Origin of the sequence: Haloterrigena turkmenica DSM 5511 (genome assembly GCF_000025325.1) — an archaeon.
Lineage (GTDB): Archaea > Halobacteriota > Halobacteria > Halobacteriales > Natrialbaceae > Haloterrigena > Haloterrigena turkmenica.
The window spans coordinates 895,328-915,611 of record NC_013743.1 but is presented as its reverse complement, the minus strand read 5'-3'; the positions used below and the strand labels follow the sequence as shown (position 1 = coordinate 915,611).

The following is a 20,284-nucleotide window of genomic DNA, read 5'->3' as shown; positions in this document are numbered from 1 at the left end:
TTTATAGTCGAACCGCTCACAAGATCGGTCATGGAATCCGTCCCGTTCGATTTCGAATTTCTCACGGAACTGACCGAGACGAGTGGCGTCCCCGGCTACGAGGACCGCGTCCGTGACCTCGTCGTCGACGAGTTCGAGGAGAACGTCGACCGGATCCGAACCGACGCGATGGGGAACGTCGTGGGGACGCTCGAGGGCGAGTCCGACTATTCGGTCGCCGTCGCGGCCCACATGGACGAGATCGGCTTCATGGTCCGCCACCTCAAGGGCAGCGAGGACGGCTTCGGCTTCGTCGAACTCGACGCGCTGGGCGGCTGGGACGCGCGCGTCCTCAAGGCCCAGCGGGTGACGATCCACACCGACGACGGCGACCTGCCGGGGGTCATCGGTTCGCCGCCGCCACACACCTTGAGCGACGAGGACCGCGAGAAGACTCCCGAGGTCGAGGACGTCGTCGTGGACGTCGGTCTCCCCTACGAGGACCTCGAGGAGCGGGTCTCGCCCGGTGACCTCGTGACGATGGATCAGACGACCGAGCGCGTCGGTGAGACGGTCACCGGCAAGGCGCTCGACGACCGGATCTGTCTGTTCGCGATGCTCGAGGCGGCTCGCCGGATCACCGAGCCCGACGTGACGATCCACTTCTGTGCGACCGTCCAGGAGGAGGTCGGCCTGCGGGGCGCCCGCGCGCTGGGCGTCGACGTCGATCCCGATCTGGCGCTCGCGCTCGACGTCACCGTCGCCAACGACATCCCCGGCTTCGAGGCCGGCGATCGCGTCACCGAACTCGGCGACGGCGCGGCGATCAAACTCAAGGACGGGAGCGTCATCACGAACCCGAAGGTCCACAAGCGGCTCCAGTCGGTCGCCGACGAGGCGGAAATCGACTACCAGCGCGAGATCCTCCCCGCCGGGGGCACCGACACGGCCGGCTTCCAGCTTTCCAACGGCGCCAAACCCGTCGGCGCGATCTCGATTCCGACGCGATACCTCCACACGCCGACCGAGGCCGCCCACGTCGACGACGTCGCGGCGATGATCGATCTCCTCGAGGCGTTCCTCTCGAGCGAGGACGGCAAGGAGGACTACACTCTCTGAGACCGACCCGGGGAGGTTTCGAGCGATCGTCATCGACCATCGTCGATCGCCGATCGTCCTGTTTCGTCCCGACCGTATCGGGCGGAAAGACAGTGCCGTCGGCCGAACGATTTCAACAAAGCCTTTTGACACTCACTGCACCGACTACGTATGACATCTTCTGACGTTCCGGATCTGGATCTGGACCGGATCTCGCCCCTCGGCTGGCGGCTGCTTCGGGTGGCGGCCGGCTACGAGCAGCGGGCGGTCGAGCGGGAGGTTCCCGAGCTCATGCAGGCCCACATCTCGATGCTCGAGAACGGAAATCGGTCCCTCTCCCGGTCCCGCCGGCAAACGCTCCTCGAACTCTACAGCGAGGAGCTCACCGAAGACCAGATCCGCGCGATCGTTCGTCACTTTTAGCGGCCGTTCGGCGGCGCTTCGCAGGATGTGACCCCATGACAAGACTTAAGGACGATAATGATAATCATCGACTGTATCAATGATACACGGTCGAATGAGCCAGTCTAACAAGCGAATCGTCAAGTTCCTCGTCGCAGTTATCGGGACGGTCGCGATCGCGGCCGCACCGTCTCCGACCGGTCTTTCGATAGCGGGCCAGTACGCGCTCGCGACGATGTTCTTCGCGGGCTTCCTCTGGGTGACGGGCACCTTCCCGCTGGCGGTTACCGCGTTGACGATCCCGCTGTTGCTGACCGGCACCGGCGTCTACGACGACATGGACGTCGCGCTATCGGGGTTCGCCGATCACATCATCTTTCTGTTTCTGGCGGGCTTCATGCTCGCGAACGCGATCCAGAAGTACGACATCGACCGGCGGATCGCGCTGTACACCATCGCCAAGATGGGCAGTTCGCCCCGTCGGCTGATCCTCGCGATCATGGTTGTGACCGCCACGTTGTCGATGTGGGTCTCGAACACCGCGACGACGGCGATGATGACGCCGATCGCGGTCGGCGTCCTCACGCAGGTGCTCGATCGCGACGATCTCGCCTCGGTCGACGATCCGGTCCCCGACGATCAGCCGACCGAAACGGCCGCCGACGGCGGAACCGTCGAATCGGCGACGACGAACGAGTTCACGAACATCCAGATCTCGATGTTGCTGGGAACCGCCTACGCGGCGAGCGTCGGCGGCGTCGGCACGATCATCGGCACGCCGCCGAACGCGATCCTCGTCGGCCAGCTGAACGCCGTTCTGGACTACGAAGTCGGCTTCGCCGACTGGTTCCTCGTCGGCTTTCCGATCGTCGTCGTGACGCTCCCGCTGGTCTGGCTCCTCCTCACTTACGTCCTCTATCCGCCGGAGGTTCCGGACGTCACCGAGGCTCGAGCGACCGCCAGGGAGCAACTCGCTGCGGAGGGCGAACTCAGTACGCGCGGCAAGCGAGTCGCCGTGATCTTCGCCGCGACGGCCGGCCTCTGGATGGTCGGCGGGCTCGGTGAGTTCTTCGAACCGCACCTCTCGACCGTCTGGATGACGTCGCTGTTCGGCGGCGAGGGGGCGACGGTCTTCGGCGTCGACGGCCATCAGGGGCTGCTGTACTACGTGCTGGTCGGCGTCGCCGCGGTGCCCGCGCTCGTGCTGGCCGACACGATGGAGTGGGACGAACTGGTCGATATCGACTGGGGAACGCTGCTGCTGTTCGGCGGCGGCATCTCGCTGGCGAACGCCCTCGCGGACACCGGCGCGACGGAGTGGATCGCCGAGACGGTCTTCGGGGGGCTCGTCGGGTCGCCCATCGTCCTCATCATCGCCGTGGTCGTCCTGCTGGTCATCTTCCTGACCGAGATGACGTCCAACGCCGCGACGACGAGTATCATCGTCCCCATCCTGATCAGTCTCGGGAGCGTCTTCTCGGCGACGCTCGGCCTCACCGACTTCTCGACGTCGCTGTTCCTCGCCGTGGCCGGCACGATCGCCGCGAGTTTCGCGTTCGCGCTTCCGGTCGCGACGCCGCCGAACGCCATCGTGTTCGGGAGTGGCTACGTCGAGCAGCGCCACATGCTGCGAACGGGACTCATCCTGAACGCCATCATGACAGCGGTTCTGACCGGCCTCATCTGGTTCCTGTTCACCTTCGTCTGGCCGCACACGCTGTGGTGAGTTCGATCGCGCGGCGCCGCGAGAGGGTCGCGCATCGCTGGATCCTCTCGCGATCGAACCCGGCGGAACCGAGTACGAGATCACGTGCGCGGCTGACCGAGCCTCGAGACCGACGAGCTACGCGTACTCCCTATCACGATCGATGACTGACACGAAGCAATCGACGCCGACGCCCAGCGCGACGGCGCGATGGTACTACGGGAGCGACGACCGCGGACCGAACGCGGCGCTCTCCCCTCGAGCGTCGCGTACCCGCTCCGATCGAGACGACGCCGGCGAACGGACGGAGGCCGAGACGCGACGATGAACGTGCCGACCGAGTCCGTGCCGGGCACCGCCCTCGATCTGCAGCCGCGGAGCTGGAAGGGGTACACCGCCCTCATCCTCGCCTGGCAGGTCGCCGCGAGCGGCTGTTTCTACGCCGTCTACGCGGTCACGCCGTTCGTTCGAGCGCAGTTCGGCGTTTCGACAACTCGGATCGGGTTCCTGTTGACCGCGCTGATGCTCGGGTACACGATCTGCGTCGCGCCCGTCGGCCGCCTCATCGACCGGTACGGTGAGGCTCGAGTGCTGATCGTCGGCCTAACCGGCCTCGGCGCGACGACCGTCCTCGTAACCGCCGTTTCGACGTACCCCCTTCTGCTGGGTGCCGTCGCCGTCCTCGGAGCCTTCTACGCGACGGCGATCCCCGGGACGAATAAGGCCGTCTTCAACGCGATCCCCGCCGAGCGGCTCAACGTCTCGATGGGCATCAAACAGATGGGCGTGACCGCCGGGAGCGGCCTCAGCTCGCTACTGGTGCCGCTCAGCGCCAGTCGCGTCGGCTGGGAAGTCGCGTTTCTCGGGGCCGGCGCGGTCGCGGCCGTCGTCACCGTCGCATTCCGCGTCTGCTACGACGCCGGAACCGGCGACGCCGACGAGTCCGGAACGTCCCTCCGGACGCACGTCGGGGACCCGGAGTACGCACTGCTCGTCGCCGCGGGGTTCTTCCTCGGCGCGGGGCTGTTCACCACGGTCGGCTACACGCTCCTCTACGTGACCGACGTCGTCGGCGCGAGTTCGGTCTTCGCCGGGGCGACCCTCGCCGCCGCGCAGGCCAGCGGGAGCGTCGGCCGCATCGGGTTCGGCTGGATCGCCGACAATTGGTTCGGATCGCTGACGCGCTCGACGCTGGTGCTCCTGGCGATTCAGGCGGGCGTCTCGGCGGTCCTCTTCGCGGCGATCCCGTTCGTCGAACCGCCGCTCGTCGTCCTGGGACTGTTCGCGCTGCTCGGCGCGTTCATCCTCGGTTTCACCGGCGTCTACTACTCGTGTATCGGCTCGATCGTGCCGAACGACGGGATCGGAAGCGCCACGGCGGGCGGGCAACTCGCGCTCAATTCGGGCGCGCTCGTCGCGCCGCCGGCGTTCGGCTACCTCGTCGACGCTCGCGGCTACGACGACGCGTGGACGCTGCTCGCGTGCGCCACGCTCGTCGCGTTCGTCCTGTTCCTGGTGCTCATCGGTCGTCGGGGCGTCGGCCGACGTTAGTGAGAATCCGACTCAGATCGAAATTGGATACATCGGGCCGAAAACCGTCACCCCGGCCGTCCCGCCGGTCAGGGCATCTCGTGGACCGTCAACTCGACGTCGCGGGGCTCGCCTTCGATGTCCGCGACGAGCCGTTCGACGACCGTCTGGGCCTCTCCGAGCAGTTTCGGCTCGACTTTCTTGACGACCCAGTCCAGCGAGACGAACCGGGGCAGCGAGAGCGTGTTCTCGTCGGCCGAGTGCGGGTCGTAGATCGCCTCGAAGTAGATCCGACTCGCCGTCTCCTCGCCCTCGGGGGCCGATTCGGGCTCCGGTTCGACGCGCCACTCGCCGCGGGCGTCGATGTCGTTGGTCAGCCGCCACTCGAGCGACGACGGCGCGTCGATGGCGACGACCTTCGAGCGGGCGGTGTAGCTGAGCTTCCACCACGCCAGTTTCAGGTCGTAGATCGAACCGACGTCGCCGTCGCCGTGAACGCGAACCTCCTTGAGGTGTTCCGTGTACCGCGGGTAGTCGGTAAACGACCGCACGTACGGAAAGACCTCCTCGGGCGGGCGATAGGCGAGCGTGCTGAGGAGAATTCTATCCACGATCCCCCTTACAACGGAACTGAAAGTAAGAATTCGCTTTTCTACGAGCGGTCGCCGCTCACTCGGTCGGGGTCACCGGCGACCGATCCGCGCCGTCGCTCCCGTCGCGGATCGCCTCGAGTCGGTCGTCGATCGGCGGGTGCTGGGTCGCGAGACTGTAGAGCAGCCCCGCGTCGCGGCGGGTGTCGTTCGCGTCGGCGAGCGTCTCGAGGGCCGCGATCGTCGCGTCGCGACCCGCCCGACGGGCCGCGTAGGCGTCGGCCCGAAACTCCTGCCAGCGCGCGAGGCCGCCGAGGAAGACGACCTGGTAGAGCCCGAACACCGCCATCAGCGGCAGGAAGATCCCGAGGAATCCGAATCGGTCCTCGAGGATGCCGACGCCGAGAATCTCGACCGCGACCGTCCAGCCACCGAAGACGGCCACCGCCAGGAGCCCCCGCTGCCAGAGGTGGCGGCCGGCGACGTGACCGAATTCGTGGGCGAGGATCGCCCGCAGTTCGTCGTCGTCGCACGCCTCGAGGAGGTAGTCGGTGAGGAAGACGTACCGGAACCCCGGAACCGTGCCCGCGACGAGGGCGTTCGCGGTCTTGGTCGACCCGCCCTCGAACAGATAGAGGCTGCGGGGCCGATAGCCCAGTTCCGTACAGAGCCGCTCGACGCGCTCGCGGTCCGCACCCTCGAGGGGCACCCGGTCCTGGAAGACGGCGATCAGGTACGGCGAGAGGCCGTAGCTGGCGGCGATGAGAACGGCGAAGCCGCCGACGAGAACCGACAGCGACGAGCCGACCGTCGAGACGAGCGCGAGCAGGCCCCCGATCGATACCGCGACCGTGACGGCGACGGCCGCCATCGCCGCGAGGACGCCCTTCACGATCCGCCACGCCGACGCCGAGGTGTCCCGCAGCGAGCTGACCGCCGGGTACGTGCCAAGCGCCATCGAAAGGAGTGGAAGGGTCGCCACCCCGAACGAGACGACCGTAATGGCGACGAACTCGAGGACGTCGATCCCGAACAGTTCGGGACCCGCTGATCCGACGACGGCGTTCGGTCGGCCGATCAACTCGAGGAAGTGAAGGCCGATCACGGCGGCGATCGGCAGGACGAAGCCGCCGGCCTGCTGGACCCGTCTGAGTCGGTGGAGGCGATCCTCGACCGGTGCGTCCGTCGCCTCGACCCGACGAGCGTACGCGCGGAAGGCGACGAAGGGGCCGAGAGCTAGCGCGAGCACGAACGCGATGGTCGCGAACATCGCCCGACTACTTCGGTGCCGCGATGGAAAATAGTGTCGGGCCACCCACATTACCACGGCGTCTGCAAACACAACCAGTGTCCATAGCGACTCGCGTGATCGACAGATGGAGGGAAAGCGTGGACTCAAGACCGTCGAACCGATGGGCGGTGGCGCGCGCTGTCGGCGAGGCGCGACCGAAGGGAGCGCCTCGAAACGCGAATCGCGCGGGACCGTCGGTCCCGCGAACCATCCGAACGGGTGCTTCGCACCCGTGAGGAGAAATCGGCTGGGGTGGGTGTGGAAATCCCCGTTGCCAGCGGACGGAGGTAATTCCCAGGTAATGAGCGATGCTCGTTCGCACAGTTGCGACGTTCGAGAGAGGATAATCTTCTATACGCGCCGCGCACAACGACGCGCCATGCGAGATCTCTGCATCGTCGGTGGCGGCGTCGCCGGCCTCGCCGCGTCGATCTTCACCGCTCGAGCGGGCCTGGACACCCTCGTCATCGACGGGGGCGAATCCATCCTCGCACGAAACGCCAGCCTCGAGAACTACCCTGGTTTCCCGGACGGCGTCGACGCCCGTCGGTACCTGCAACTGAGCCGCGAACAGGCGCGGAACGCGGGTGCCGAATTCGAACTCGGACGCGTGACCCACGCCGAACCGGTCACCGAAGGCGAACTCGAGAACGGGTTCGTCCTCGAGACCGAGGGCGGCGACCCCCTCGAGACGCGTCGCATCGTCGCGGCCTCGTGGCCGAACAGCGACTACCTCGAGCCGCTGGACGTCGGGCGGATGCAACGGGGTAACAAGCACTTCGTGAGCGTCGACGAGGGCGGACGGACGGCCGTCGACGGCGTCTACGCCGCGGGCCGAATCGCCGACGAACCCCATCAGGCCGTCGTCGCGGCCGGCCACGGAGCGAAAGTCGCCCTCGCGGTCATCTACGACGCCGACGTCGCCTTCTATCAGGACTGGGTCACGCCCGAGGGCTACTTCACCGGCCGCGACCGCGACGTGCCGCCGGGCTGCGAGGAGATCGACGACGAGGAACGGCTCGAGCGCGACGAGCGGGCCCGCGAGACGATGCGAGAGGCCTTCGCCGAACCGCTCGACGAACAGCCGACGATGCACCCGAGCGTCGACCGCGACGACGAGGACTGATTCGCGTCCCGTGAACCGCCGCCCGGAAAATTAACCCCGCGTGCGTGGAACCTCGGTTCGTCGCCATTCATTATGACTGGGACGAACCGCGGGCCGCATGATCGCGTCACCCTTCGTACGGGCGCCGACCGAGCGGCGTTCGGCGCCGCGGTCGACTACGCCCGACAGCACGATCTCTCGAGGCCTGTCGAGGCGGCCTACCTCGAGGCCCTCGAGGACGCTCGCCGCGAGATTCTCCATCGGTTCGCACGCGGGGTGCTCCGCGGCGATCCGGACGGCGTCCGCGCCGCCCGATTCGTCGATCTCGAGTCGGCCGCTCCGCGAGAGCACCTCGTATCGACGCCCCGCGACCCGCTCGAGGGAGCCACTCTGCGAGCGATCGTCGAGGACGTCCGCGGTGCGGTCCCCGAGACGTGTCGGAAACTCAGCATCGTTCCGTGTCTGGCCTCCGGGAGCGCGCTCGTCGTCCCGATCGCGGCCCGACACGGCTATGATCGGTTCCGGTTGACCGGGCCGGTCCTCCGCTGGTCCGAGGATGAAAGTACGGAACTGGCGCATCCGGTCGACCTCGTTCCGATCCTCGAGTGCGAGGGCGCGTTCAGCGACCCCGAGCAGGCCGAGCGGATCCGCGGGGAAGTGGCCGAGAGCGTCGCCAACCTCGCGCTCGCGCGGCTGGCGGGGACCGTTCACGGGAGACGGGTCGACTACGACGGTGGCGGCACGAGCGAATCGCCCCTCAAGGCCGTCGCGGACGGCATTCCGGCGGCCGACGACGCCGCCGCGTTCGAGCGGATCGTCACCGACGGCCATCCGTTCCATCCGAGCGGCAAGATCCGACGCGGAATGACCCCGGCGGAGGGGCTGGCCTACGCGCCCGAGTTCACCGACCGGATCGATCTCCGGTTCGTCGCCGTCGATCGGGAGTACGCCCTCGAGACGCGCGCCGGGGAGCACGCGGACGGCGGGAACGAGAACGAAGACGGGGACGACGGCAAACAGCTCACCGACCGCTTGTCCGCGATGTTCGACGGCCTCGAGGGCGCCCTCGAGCGAGCGCTGCCGACGGGCCGCGACCCCGACGCGTACGCCGTCGTTCCCGTCCACCCCCTCCAGTATCACCGGACAGTTCCGGACCGCTACGCCGGCCGAATCGACGACGGTCGCGTCGTTCCGATTCCCGACTACGCACACCCGGCGACGCCGCAGCTGAATCTCCGCACGGTGGTTCCGTACGACACCGACCGAACGTTCCACGTCGACGGGCCGCTGCCGCATCTCAAACTCGCGATTCCCGTCCAGACGACCAACGTCGTGCGGACGCTGTCGCCCCAGGCCGTGGCCAACGGGCCGCGAGTTACCGCCATCGTGACGACGATCGCGGAGCGGGAGTCCTTCGAGTCGCTGGGGCTGCTGGCCGAACCCGCGGCGACCTGCTACCACGCGCCCGGCGGCCCCCGGCCGTGCGGCGAGGCGTACGACGACGCTCGGCACCTGTCGGGACTGCTGCGAACGAATCCCGCAGCGCACCCGCTCGTCCGGAACGGCCCGGACGACGCGATACCTGTCGTCGCCTCGAGTCTCGTCGCCGACTCGCCGGCCACGAACCGTCCCCTCGTCTGCGACCTGATCGAGCGGTACGCGACGGCGCGGGGCCGATCGGACCGGTCGGACGCCGCCCTCGAATTCCTCGAGCGCTACGCTGCGGTCGTCGTCCCCGACCAGTTGCGGCTGTGTACCGCGTACGGCATCGCTCTCGAGAGCCACCTCCAGAACAGCCTGGTCGTCTTCGACGCCGCGGACGCGACCCCGACGGCGACGCTGGTCCGGGACCTCGGCGGAATTCGGGTTCACGGCCGACGGCTCGAGACCCGCGGACTCTCGCTCGAGCCGTATCCGGATTCGGACCTCGAGGCCGACGGCGAGGCGGACCTTCACCGGAAACTGTACTACGCGCTCTTCCAGAACCACCTCGCCGAACTGGTCGCGACGGTCTGTCACGAACTCGGCGTCGACGAGCGCGCGTGCTGGACGCGGATTCGCGACCAGTGCGACCGAGCGTTCGCGGAGCTTCGCGCCGACGGGGACGTTCCGGAGGATCGCATCCGGCGCGACGAACGCGCGCTGTTCGACGAGCCGGCGACGCACAAGGCGCTGACGGCGATGCGACTACGGGGCAAACGCCACGAGTACGTCACGAGCGAGGTGTCGAATCCCCTCTCTCCGTCCGACCGGTAGCGAACCGACTCGACGCCACCCTTTTTGCCGTTCTCCGCGTCGATTCGCTCGATGGATGTCGCCATTCTCACCGTCGGCGACGAAGTGCTCGCCGGCGACATCGCGAATACGAACGCGAAGTGGCTCGCGAACCGGTTGACCGATCGCGGCGCGACCGTCGATCGAATTCTCACCCTCCCCGACGATCGCGACCGCATCGCGGCGACGATCCGGGAGTGGACGGACGCTCTCGACGCCGTGATCGTGACCGGCGGGCTCGGCGGTACTCACGACGACGTCACCGCCGATTCCCTCGCGGACGCGTTCGACCGCGAGCTCGTCGTCGACGAGTCCGTCCGCCGGGACGTCCTCGAGACCGTCGCGGAGTACCGGGACCTCGACCCCGAGTCGGTCACGCCCGAGGCGATCGACTTCGACGTCGACGCCTGGGCGGCGCTACCCGTCGGGAGCCGACCGCTGCTGAATCCGGAGGGGCTCTGCCCCGGCTGCGTCCTCGAGAACGTGTACGCCTTCCCGGGCGTGCCCGCGGAGCTGAAAGCGCTGTTCGAGCGGGTCGCTGGGGAATTTAGCGGCGACGCCGTCTCGAGGACCGTCTACACGCCGCAGCCGGAGGCGTCGGTCGTCGACGCGATCGCCGACGCTCGCGAGCGCTTCGACGTGACGATCGGCAGCTATCCGGACACGGAGCGGCGAAACCGGTTGAAGGTGACCGGTACCGATCCCGAGACCGTCGATCGGACCCTCGAGTGGCTCGCCGACCGGCTCGACCTCGTCCCGGAAGCGTAGCTCCCGGAACCGCCTCGCTACGCTTAACACACTTCGAGAGAGAATAGCGGACGAATGCTCGAGGGAGTCAACGTCGCGCTCGGGGTGACGGGGTCGATCGCGGCCGTCAAGACGGTCGAACTGGCCCACGAGTTGCGACGGCAGGGGGCCGAGGTGCGCGGCGTCATGACCGGCAGCGCACAGGGAATCATCCATCCCTGGGCCGTGGAGTTCGCGACGGACAACGAGGTCGTCACCGAGATCACCGGCAGCGTCGAGCACGTCGAGCTCTGCGGCAACGACGGCTGGGCCGACGTGTTCCTGATCGCACCAACGACGGCGAACACGGTCGGCAAGATCGCCGGCGCGGTCGACGACACGCCCGTGACGACCTGCGCGACGACCGCGCTCGGTGCGGATACGCCGGTCGTGATCGCCCCCGCGATGCACGAACCGATGTACGACCACCCCGGCGTCCTCGAGGCCATCGACACCGTCGCGGCCTGGGGCGTCGACTTCGTCGATCCGCGCATAGAGGAGGGGAAGGCCAAGATCGCCAGCGAGGAGGCGATCGTCTGCGACGTCGCGCGCGCGGCCGGCGAGCGGTCGCTCGAGGGCGAGCGCGTCGTCGTCACCAGCGGCGCGACCGCCGAGGCGATCGATCCCGTGCGCGTGATCACGAATCGCTCGTCGGGGAAGATGGGACGCGCGGTCGCGAGGGCCTGCTACGCTCGCGGCGCCGAGGTGACACTGGTCCACGGCGTCGTCGGCCCGCGGCCGATCGGGGACGGCGACGGACCGCCCGAGACCGACGGCGACGGGAACCTCCCCTACGCCACTGTCCGACACGTCGAGAGCGCGAGCGAGATGCTCACGGCGACTCGCGAGGTCTGTGCGGACGCCGACGCGCTGGTCTCGGCGGCCGCGATCGGCGACTACACCGTCGAGGGCAGCGACGAGAAGATCCGCTCGGGTCAGGAGCGCTCGCTCGACCTCGAGCCGACGCCGAAGCTCATCGACGAGATCCGCGAGGCGAGACCCGACCTGCCGATCGTCGGCTTCAAGACCGAGACCTCGGGCGACGAGACGGCGATGATCGAGCAGGCCCGCGAGACCCTCGAGCGCGCTGGGCTGGCCTTCGTCGTCGCTAACGACGCGAGCGTAATGGGGTCGGATCGGACCGCGGCGCTGCTGGTCCACGACGCCGACGCCGCTCGCTACGAGGGGACGAAGGCGGGACTGGGCGGCGAGATCGCCGACTCGATCGCGGCGATCGTCTGAAACAACTTGTTGTAACTGAATTGGGGTTTCCGAAATCGCAGCCGAGCGGGGGCAAGAGAATTATATATGAGGCGTTCGTGCGACGACGTAACAGCTATGCGAACAGTCTTAATTAGTGGTTCGAGTTCGGGATGGGATTTCGTCGCCCCCGACGGGTCCGAGCGGAACTCAGTTGGCAGCGTGAGGTGACTCAGCGTGGCCCAACAACAGCGACGACGACCCGAAGAAACCGACGACACGGGCGGTACCGATGGACCGGATGACACTGACGGAACGGCGGAAGCCGACGACGGCGGCCCGCTTTCGAAGGGCGAAATCTTCGAAGTGCTGCGAAACCAGCGGCGACGCTACGTCCTCCAGTATCTGAAACAGGACGGTCGCCCCGTCGAACTCGGCGATCTCGCCCAGCAGGTCGCCGCCTGGGAGTACGACACGATCCCCGAGAAGGTGACGCCCGAACAGCGCAAACGTGTCTACACGACACTTCAGCAGACCCATCTTCCGAAGATGGACGAGTCCGGTATCCTCCTGTTCGACTCCGACGCGGGCGTCATCGAGGCGACCGACCGAACCCGGGACATCAGCGTCTACCTGGAGATCGTCCCCGGTCGCGAGTTCGCCTGGCGAGAGCTGTACCTCTCGCTCGGGGCGATCAGTTCCGCCCTGGTGGCCGCGCTGTGGCTCGAGATCTATCCGCTAACGATGCTCTCCGATCTGACGTGGGCCGGGATCATCGCCGTGACGGTCACGCTGGCGGCGGCGGCACACATCTACCACGAACGGAATATGCGACTCGGCCACGGCGACCAGCCGCCCGAACTCAGTTACACGAGCGACAAGTAGCGCTCGCCCTCGATCCGCCGGCGCGCCGACCCGCGGTGGGGGTCCGACACACGGCTCGAGTGGATCGTCAACTTTTACTCCGCTACCGTCCGACCCACGACATGGATCAGTTAAAGCGGTCGCTTCTCGAGGCGCCGATCATCGAGAAAAACGGTTATCACTACTTCGTCCACCCGATCAGCGACGGCGTCCCGAAACTCGACCCCGGCCTGCTCCGGGAGATCGTCATCCGAATCATTCGGAAAGCGAAACTCGAGGACGTCGATCGGATCGTCACGCCCGCCGCGATGGGGATCCACATCTCGACCGCGGTCTCGCTGATGACCGACATCCCGCTGACCGTCATCCGGAAGCGCGAGTACGGTCTCGACGACGAGGTCGCCATCTCCCAGCAGACCGGCTACTCGGAGAACGAGATGTACATCAACGACGTCCGCGAGGGCGAGAAGGTGCTCGTGCTCGACGACGTCCTCTCGACGGGCGGCACGCTCGCAGCCGTCCTCGACGCCCTCGACGAGATCGGCGCCGAGGTCATCGACACGGTCGCGGTCATCAAGAAGGTCGGTGGCGAGAACAAGGCCGCGGACGCCGGCCACGACGTCAAGACGCTGATCAACGTCGACGTCGTCGACGGGGAGGTCGTCATCGTCGACGAGGACGGCGACTCGTAGGCGTCGCGCACTCGACGAGGGAGTCGTTCTCGGACCGTCGGCTATCACCAGTAGTTACTGAATCGGCAGCAGAGCGCTCGGTAACAAGGAATATAGTAGCGGACTGGCTATCCGTCACCAATGGCACACACTGGTGAGGGTGATTCTGACCGAATCCCTCGTCGATCGGTGCTCGCCGGACTTGGGGGGTTCGGCATGGCCGGTGCGGCCGGCTGTATCAGCACCGATATCGGGATCGACCTCGATAGCGACCCCGAGAGACTCATCTTCGAGGGCTTTCAGGAGGCGGGCGTCGAACCGCCCGTCGAGACGACGATTTACTCGAACGCCGAGACCGAGGGGCGAAAGCGGTGGGCGCAGTTGGTCCAGCACGAACTGGACGGCACCGATCTGTTCGACGTCGAGTTCGAGACCCTCGAGTGGACGTCCTACATCGATCTGGTCAACAACATGGCCGCCAACGAGGAGAACGCGCTCGTCTGTCTGGGGTTTATCGGCGGCTGGGATCCGCATCAGTACGTCTATCCTGGCTTTCACTCCGACAGTTTCGCTCCGACCGGCCTCAACATCAACCACTACGAGAACGAGCGGGTCGACGAGCTCATCGACGAAGGCGTTGCGACCGTCGACGGCGACGAGCGCGTCGCGATCTACGAGGAGTTGCAGGAACTCCTCGTCAAGGAATCGCCGCTGTCGTTCGTTCGCGCGCCCGAAGAGATCGTCACCTACCGAGCCGACGCGATCGACGGATTCCGGACGTATCCGGTCCCCGGCGATGAGTACAAGTCGATCTACGCGCCGACGCTCGGCGTGTACACGGAGCTCACCACCGACGAGACCGAGCTCGTCGGCGACGCAGGGACGAAGATCGACAGCTACGATCCGGTCCGGGCGGCCGACGACGTCTCGTATATGGCCACCGGCCTGCTCTACGAACAGCTCCTCGAGATCGACTTCGACGGGAGCGCTCGGCCGCTGCTCGCGACCGACTGGCACCGGATCGACGAGACGACCTGGCGGTTCGACCTGCGAGAGGGCGTCCAATTTCACACCGGCGAGCCGTTTACCGCCGCGGACGTCCGTGCGACCCTCGAGCGATACGAGGGGTCGCCGAGCGAGCAGGACGTGTACAACTGGTACGAGAGCGCAGAGATCCTCGGCGACCACGAGATCGAAATTTCCCTCCGGCGGCCGTACGGGCCGCTGGAAACGGCGATCGCGCAGGTGCCGATCCTCCCGAAGGCCGTCGCGGACGGCACGCACGACATCACCGAGCGACCGGTCGGAACCGGCCCGTACGCGTTCGAGGAACACGAGCCCGCCACCCTCTGGCGGCTGGTCGCCAACGAGGACCACTGGCACGACGGGAGCAACGGCGTCCCCGAGACGCCGCCGATCGAGACCGTGACGATGCGGATCGTCACCGAATCGTCGGCCCGGCGCGGCGCCCTCGAGGCGGGCGATATTCACCTGACCACGGGGCTCCCGAACGAGAGCCTCGAGACGTTCGAAGCCGACGACGCGTTCGTCGTCGACCGAACGACCGGCGCCGCCGTCGACTTCCTCGGCTATCCGAGCTACCGCGAGCCGTTTTCCAATCCGAAGGTTCGGCGCGGGATCGGCCAACTCATCCCGCGCGAGCGGATCATCGAGGACGTGTTCCACGGCGCCGGCACCGTGGCCTACACGCCGATCTCGCCGACCCACGAGACCTTCGTCGGTCCAGAGTTCGAAGCGCGAATCGTCGAGGAGTACTTCAGCTAACCACCGCTCGCAACTCGGCTCTAAATGACGCTGGCCAACTACGTCCTAAAGCGGGTGCTGGTTTCGGTTCCGGTACTGCTGGGTGTGACGGCCCTGACGTTTTCCTTGCTCCACTTGACGCCGGGGGATCCGATCGACGCCGTCCTCGGCTTTCGGGAGGTCGACCCGGCCGTCAGGGAATCCCTGGAAGCCGAGTACAACCTCGATCGCCCGGTCTGGGAGCAGTATCTGTTCTGGCTGCGCGACGCGCTCGTCCTCGAGTTCGGCCGGTCGCCGATCACGGGTCGCGACGTCGGGGCGACGATCGCCGATCGGTTGCCCTACACGTTCGTACTCGGGGGCGCGGCGTGGCTCTGTTCGCTCCTGATTGGGATTCCCGTCGGCGTCGTTTCGGCCGTCAAGCGGGGCGAACCCGCCGACGAGGTCAGCCGCATCGCGGCGCTGGCCGGCATCGCGACGCCGAACTTCTGGCTGGGGCTGGTCCTCCTGTTCGTCTTCGGCGTTCACCTCGGCTGGTTCCGGGTTATTCCGCCCGACGCGCCGCTTTTGAGCCTCGAGACGCTGTGGTTTCTGGTCCTACCGACGATCACGCTCGGGACGGCCTCGGCCGCGCTCGTCGCGCGCCTGCTGCGCTCGTCGATGCTCCGGGAACTGAACGCGCCGTACGTCCGGACGGCCCGCGCGAAGGGGCTGCGCGAGCGGACGGTGATCTGCAAACACGTCCTGCGCAACTCCCTGATCGCCGTCGTCACCGTCGCCGGCCTCCAGTTGACCCTCCTCGTCGACGGCGCGGTCGTCGTCGAGCAGGTGTTCTCCTGGCCCGGCATGGGGCGGCTCCTGGTCGGCGCCATCGGACAGCGCGACTTCCCGACCGTCCAGGCGACGGTGCTGGTCATCGCCGTCTCGGTCGTCGTCGCGAACCTGCTCGTCGATATCGCCTACGCCGTACTCGACCCGCGGATCAGAGACGAACGGTGAGATACGACCGATGACCCGAGAGACACGAGATCGATCGACGACCGAGCGCGGCCGGATTCGCATCGAGGGGTTCGACGAGGCGGTCGCGGCCGACCGCGACGACGCCGCCGTCGATCCCTGGGTCGACGGTCGAGCGACTGACGGCCGGGCAGTCGACGCCGCGCCCCTGTCTCGAGGCCGGTTCGAAGATGCTTGGAGTCGATTTCGATCGAATCGGACAGCGATGCTCGGCCTCGCGATCATCGCGGTGCTCTCGATCGTCGCGGTCTTCGCCCGACCGATCGCGTTCTCGACGGCCGAGTACACGATCACGGTCCAGCCGTTCTCGCTGGCGCCGTACGATCCCGCCGAGATGTACGTCGGGCCGCCCAACGCCGGGCCGTCGGTGGCCCACCCCTTCGGGACCGACTGGGCGGGCCGGGACCTGTTCTCTCGGGTCCTCGTCGGCGGGCGGTTCAGCCTCAGCATCGGGGTCGTCGCCGTCGCGCTCGCGCTCGTCGTCGGGGTTCCGCTGGGCGCGATCGCCGGCTACTTCGGCGGCTGGGTCGACGAACTCGTCATGCGGGTCGTCGACACCCTCTACGCGTTCCCGTTCCTGGTGCTCGCGATCGCCGTCGTCGCGGTCGTCGGCCGCGGCTACTGGAATATCGTCGCCGCGCTCGCGCTGACCGGCTGGATCGGCTACGCTCGCCTGTTGCGCGGCGAGGTCCTCTCGGTGAAAGAACGCGAGTACGTCACCGCCGCGAGGGCCCTCGGGACGCCGGATCGAACCGTCATCGCCAGACACGTCCTTCCGAACGCCGTCGCCCCCGTCATCGTCCAGGCGACGCTGAACGTCGGGACGGTCGTCCTGACGGCCGCGGCGCTGGGATTCCTGGGCCTCGGCCTCGAGCCGAGCACCGCCGAGTGGGGGTCGATGCTCGCGGACGGCCGCGATTCGATCGCCGGCGGCCACTGGCACCGCACCGTCTTCCCCGGGCTGGCGATCTTCCTGTTCGTGATGGCAATCAACCTCGTCGGCGACGGGATCAACGACGCCCTCGATCCGCGAGGCGAGACCGCCGAACGGAGGCGCCGGTAGCGTGGCGCTGCTCGAAGTCGAGGACCTCGTCGTCCAGTTTTACACCGAAGACGGCGTGGTCCGCGCGGTCGACGGGATCAGCTACGAGATCGAACGCGGCGAACGCCTCGCCGTCGTCGGCGAGAGCGGCGCCGGCAAGACCGTCGCCAGCCTCGCCCTGCTGGGGCTGATCGACGAGCCCGGCGAGATCGTCGGCGGCGAGATCCGCTTTCGAGACCGGAACATCTTGGAGTGCTCCGATTCGGAGCTGCGATCGCTCCGCGGCGACGAGATCGCGATGGTGTTTCAGGACCCCGAGACGGCGCTCAACCCCGTCTACTCCGTCGGCGAACAGATCGCCGAGGCGATCCGCGCCCACAGGGACGTCACCGACGAGCGAGCCCGCCGACGGACGGTCGAACTCCTGGAGCGTGTCGGCATTCCCGACGCCGAGCGCCGCTACGCGGACTACCCCCACGAGTTCTCCGGCGGCCAGCAACAGCGGATCGTCATCGCGATGGCGCTGTCCTGCGAGCCCGACCTGCTCGTCTGCGACGAGCCGACGACGGCGCTCGACGTCACGATCGAAGCGCAGATTCTCGAGTTGCTCGAGGAGCTCGCCGCGGAGTTCGAGACGGCGATCCAGTTCGTCTCCCACGACCTCGGCGTCGTCGCCGAACGCTGCGATCGCGTGCTGGTCATGTACGCCGGCCAGATCGTCGAGCGTGCGACCGTCGACGACCTCTACTACGATCCCAAACACCCCTACACGGTCGGGCTGATGGCGTCGATCCCCCGCTTCGGTGACGACCGCGACCGACTGGCGACGATCCCCGGCAGCGCGCCCGACCTCGTCGATCCCCCGACGGGCTGTCGGTTCCACCCGCGCTGTCCGTACGCCGAGTCCTGCTGTGCGACCCGGGACCCGCCGCTCGTCGACGCGGAGACCGGGACGGCCGCGACGCCGCTCGAAGCGGCCCCCGACGCCCACCTCGCGGCCTGCCACGAGTACACCGGCGTCCTCGAGGACGGGCTGGACTACGATGTCGTCGTCAGGGGCGAGGACGGAGACGGGGGTGAGTCCGAGTGAGCAACGAACCGCTGCTCCGCGTCGAGGGCCTCGAGAAGGAGTACGTGACGGCCGACGGCGTCCTCGACCGACTGCTGGGCAACGAACGCACGATCAGGGCCGTCGACGGCGTCGATCTCGAGATCCGCGAGGGGGAGACGCTCGGACTGGTCGGAGAGAGCGGCTGCGGCAAGAGTTCGCTGGCCCGCTCGCTGCTTCGGCTCACCGAGCCGACCGCCGGCACGGTGTCCTACCGCGGCACCGACCTGACCGCCTGCTCCCGATCCGAACTCCGAGCGGTGCGGACGGACGTCCAGTACGTCCCGCAGAACCCCGGCGCGAGCCTGAACCCGCGGTTGACCGTCGGCGACACCATCGGCGAACCCCTCGAAGTGCACGACGTCGTCCCGCCGTCGGAGCGCGACGCCCGCGTCCGCAACCTGCTCGAGACCGTCGGGCTCGCGCCAGGCCACGCTGAGCGGTACCCTCACGAGTTCTCCGGCGGCCAGCAACAGCGAATCGCCATCGCCCGCGCGCTGGCCGTCGAACCGGAACTCGTCGTCTGCGACGAACCGGTGTCGTCGCTGGACGTCTCGGTCCAGGCCCAGCTCTGCAACCTGCTGGCCGACCTGCAAGACGAGTTCGGACTCGCCTATCTCTTCATCGCTCACGACCTCTCGATCGTCGCGCACGTCGCGGACCGAGTCGCCGTGATGTACCTCGGGAAGATCGTCGACGTCGGCCCGACCGAGGCGGTCTTCGACGACCCGTCACACCCCTACACGGCGGCGCTGCGCTCGGCGATCCCCGAACCCGATCCACGCTGGGAGGGCGACCGGATCGTCCTCGAGGGCGCCGTCCCCTCCCCGGGCGACTGTCCGTCGGGCTGCCGGTTCCACACGCGCTGTCCGTCGGTGCTCCCGCCCGCCGAGTACGACCTCGAGTCCGACGCGATTCGGGGGATCCTCCGCTTGCGGAGACGACTCGCCGACGCCGAAGACGGCCTCGAGTCGGTACTCGCTACCTCGGTGGCCGATGAGGACGTTCCCGCCGCGATCCGCGACGCGTTCGACATCCCGACCGAACTTCGGGACGACGACGCCGACCGCGTCCTCGCGGACGCACTCGAGGCCATCGCGGCCGGCGATATCGCCGACGGGCGGGCGCGACTCGCCTCGGCCTTCGCGACGCCGTGCGAGACCGATCGGCCGCGACTCGAGCCGGTCGACGGCGGCGACGGCGACCGTTCGATCGCCTGTCACCGGTTCGACGACGCGTACGCGGACCACCTGCCGGACGACCCCGAGACGGAGACACCACACCGATGACGCGAAAACGAGTCGACGACTCGAACGCGCTCGAACGGGACGCGGACGATCCGTTCGCGCCCGCGTCGAGCGCGGACGAGACTGGCCGCACGATCAACTGGGACGCGTTCAGCCACGCGTTCGTGCCCGTCGCGCTCCGCACGCGGGCCGTCGCGGTCTCGATCGCGACCGACCGCGACGTCTACGAGCGCGGCGACCCCGTCGCCGTCCGCGTCGAGTTCCGCAATCGGCTCCCGTTTCCGATCCGGCTGCGGACCGACTCCCCCGAGCGGTGGGTCTGGGCCGTCGACGGAGCGACGGCCGCCTCGCGGCTCGAGCGTCCGGTACCCGACCGTCCCGACGCGTTTTCCTTCGCCCGCGGCGAGCGCAAGCGATTCAGCCGCGAGTGGCCCCAGCGCATCCGGATCGCCGAGAACGAGTGGGCACCCGTCGATCCCGGTTGCTACACGCTCACAGCGCGAGTCAATCGAGACGACGCGGCCGACCGCGGCCTCGTCGCCGCGACCGAGATCGAAATCCGGGAGTGAGCCTCGAGCGCGAACGACCGCTCGGATTCGCGCGGGCGTCGA

At 67.7% G+C, this 20,284-nt stretch carries 19 protein-coding genes; 17 read left to right on the top strand and 2 right to left on the bottom strand.

Translation table 11 applies throughout. The annotated features are described in order from the left end of the window. The first annotated feature begins 30 nt into the window (after positions 1–30). From HTUR_RS04435 to HTUR_RS04420, 5 genes are all read left to right on the top strand, one after another. Entirely contained in the window at positions 31–1,098 is a 1,068-nt protein-coding gene (locus HTUR_RS04435) for a M42 family metallopeptidase (RefSeq protein ID WP_012942103.1), read from the top strand. A gap of 150 nt (positions 1,099–1,248) precedes the next feature. Further along, positions 1,249–1,500: a hypothetical protein gene (locus tag HTUR_RS04430; protein WP_008896283.1), complete on the top strand. Its 252-nt coding sequence runs from the start codon at positions 1,249–1,251 to the stop codon at positions 1,498–1,500. 79 nt (positions 1,501–1,579) lie between these two features. Then, positions 1,580–3,205 carry an SLC13 family permease gene (locus HTUR_RS04425; RefSeq protein WP_049941603.1) on the top strand — a complete coding sequence of 542 codons (1,626 nt, stop codon included), beginning with the start codon at positions 1,580–1,582 and terminating at the stop codon, positions 3,203–3,205. Positions 3,206–3,347: 142 nt separating this feature from the next. Beyond that, positions 3,348–3,512 carry a hypothetical protein gene (locus HTUR_RS27225; RefSeq protein ID WP_187291469.1) on the top strand — a complete coding sequence of 55 codons (165 nt, stop codon included), beginning with the start codon at positions 3,348–3,350 and terminating at the stop codon, positions 3,510–3,512. Then, positions 3,509–4,735 (top strand): MFS transporter, encoded by a 1,227-nt coding sequence (locus HTUR_RS04420; protein ID WP_012942101.1) that lies wholly within the window; start codon positions 3,509–3,511, stop codon positions 4,733–4,735. The genes HTUR_RS27225 and HTUR_RS04420 overlap by 4 nt, the downstream gene beginning before the upstream one ends. A gap of 68 nt (positions 4,736–4,803) precedes the next feature. Here HTUR_RS04420 and HTUR_RS04415 read toward each other — a convergent pair whose 3' ends face one another. Next, a complete protein-coding gene (locus HTUR_RS04415) occupies positions 4,804–5,325 on the bottom strand; it encodes an SRPBCC family protein (protein ID WP_012942100.1) in 522 nt (173 codons plus the stop codon). Positions 5,326–5,383: 58 nt separating this feature from the next. After that, the gene (locus tag HTUR_RS04410; protein ID WP_012942099.1) at positions 5,384–6,574 is read right to left on the bottom strand and encodes a M48 family metalloprotease; all 1,191 of its coding nucleotides are present in this window, start codon (positions 6,572–6,574) and stop codon (positions 5,384–5,386) included. A gap of 400 nt (positions 6,575–6,974) precedes the next feature. On the opposite strand from HTUR_RS04410, the gene HTUR_RS04405 reads away from it, so the two are divergent. The 12 genes from HTUR_RS04405 to HTUR_RS04350 all read left to right on the top strand — a co-directional run bounded on the left by HTUR_RS04405 (position 6,975) and on the right by HTUR_RS04350 (position 20,242). After that, positions 6,975–7,721 carry an NAD(P)/FAD-dependent oxidoreductase gene (locus tag HTUR_RS04405; RefSeq protein WP_012942098.1) on the top strand — a complete coding sequence of 249 codons (747 nt, stop codon included), beginning with the start codon at positions 6,975–6,977 and terminating at the stop codon, positions 7,719–7,721. Positions 7,722–7,793: 72 nt separating this feature from the next. Next, complete coding sequence (locus HTUR_RS04400) at positions 7,794–9,956, top strand: IucA/IucC family protein (protein WP_012942097.1); 2,163 nt, start codon at positions 7,794–7,796, stop codon at positions 9,954–9,956. Between the two features lie 51 nt (positions 9,957–10,007). After that, entirely contained in the window at positions 10,008–10,742 is a 735-nt protein-coding gene (locus HTUR_RS04395) for a competence/damage-inducible protein A (RefSeq protein ID WP_012942096.1), read from the top strand. A 54-nt stretch (positions 10,743–10,796) separates the two neighbouring features. Next, entirely contained in the window at positions 10,797–12,002 is a 1,206-nt protein-coding gene (gene coaBC / locus HTUR_RS04390) for a bifunctional phosphopantothenoylcysteine decarboxylase/phosphopantothenate--cysteine ligase CoaBC (protein WP_012942095.1), read from the top strand. 195 nt (positions 12,003–12,197) lie between these two features. Then, positions 12,198–12,845, top strand: a complete 648-nt coding sequence (locus tag HTUR_RS04385) for a DUF7344 domain-containing protein (RefSeq protein WP_012942094.1) — start codon at positions 12,198–12,200, stop codon at positions 12,843–12,845. Positions 12,846–12,946: 101 nt separating this feature from the next. Further along, complete coding sequence (gene hpt / locus HTUR_RS04380; RefSeq protein ID WP_012942093.1) at positions 12,947–13,516, top strand: hypoxanthine/guanine phosphoribosyltransferase; 570 nt, start codon at positions 12,947–12,949, stop codon at positions 13,514–13,516. A 120-nt stretch (positions 13,517–13,636) separates the two neighbouring features. Further along, the gene (locus tag HTUR_RS04375; protein ID WP_012942092.1) at positions 13,637–15,280 is read left to right on the top strand and encodes an ABC transporter substrate-binding protein; all 1,644 of its coding nucleotides are present in this window, start codon (positions 13,637–13,639) and stop codon (positions 15,278–15,280) included. 24 nt (positions 15,281–15,304) lie between these two features. Continuing rightward, positions 15,305–16,258 carry an ABC transporter permease gene (locus tag HTUR_RS04370; RefSeq protein WP_012942091.1) on the top strand — a complete coding sequence of 318 codons (954 nt, stop codon included), beginning with the start codon at positions 15,305–15,307 and terminating at the stop codon, positions 16,256–16,258. 10 nt (positions 16,259–16,268) lie between these two features. After that, complete coding sequence (locus tag HTUR_RS04365; RefSeq protein WP_012942090.1) at positions 16,269–17,339, top strand: ABC transporter permease; 1,071 nt, start codon at positions 16,269–16,271, stop codon at positions 17,337–17,339. A 1-nt stretch (position 17,340) separates the two neighbouring features. Further along, positions 17,341–18,408 (top strand): ABC transporter ATP-binding protein, encoded by a 1,068-nt coding sequence (locus tag HTUR_RS04360; RefSeq protein WP_012942089.1) that lies wholly within the window; start codon positions 17,341–17,343, stop codon positions 18,406–18,408. Then, a complete protein-coding gene (locus tag HTUR_RS04355) occupies positions 18,405–19,715 on the top strand; it encodes an ABC transporter ATP-binding protein (RefSeq protein ID WP_012942088.1) in 1,311 nt (436 codons plus the stop codon). Before HTUR_RS04360 ends, HTUR_RS04355 begins: the two co-directional genes overlap by 4 nt. Next, complete coding sequence (locus HTUR_RS04350; protein ID WP_012942087.1) at positions 19,712–20,242, top strand: hypothetical protein; 531 nt, start codon at positions 19,712–19,714, stop codon at positions 20,240–20,242. Before HTUR_RS04355 ends, HTUR_RS04350 begins: the two co-directional genes overlap by 4 nt. The last annotated feature ends 42 nt before the right edge of the window (positions 20,243–20,284 follow it).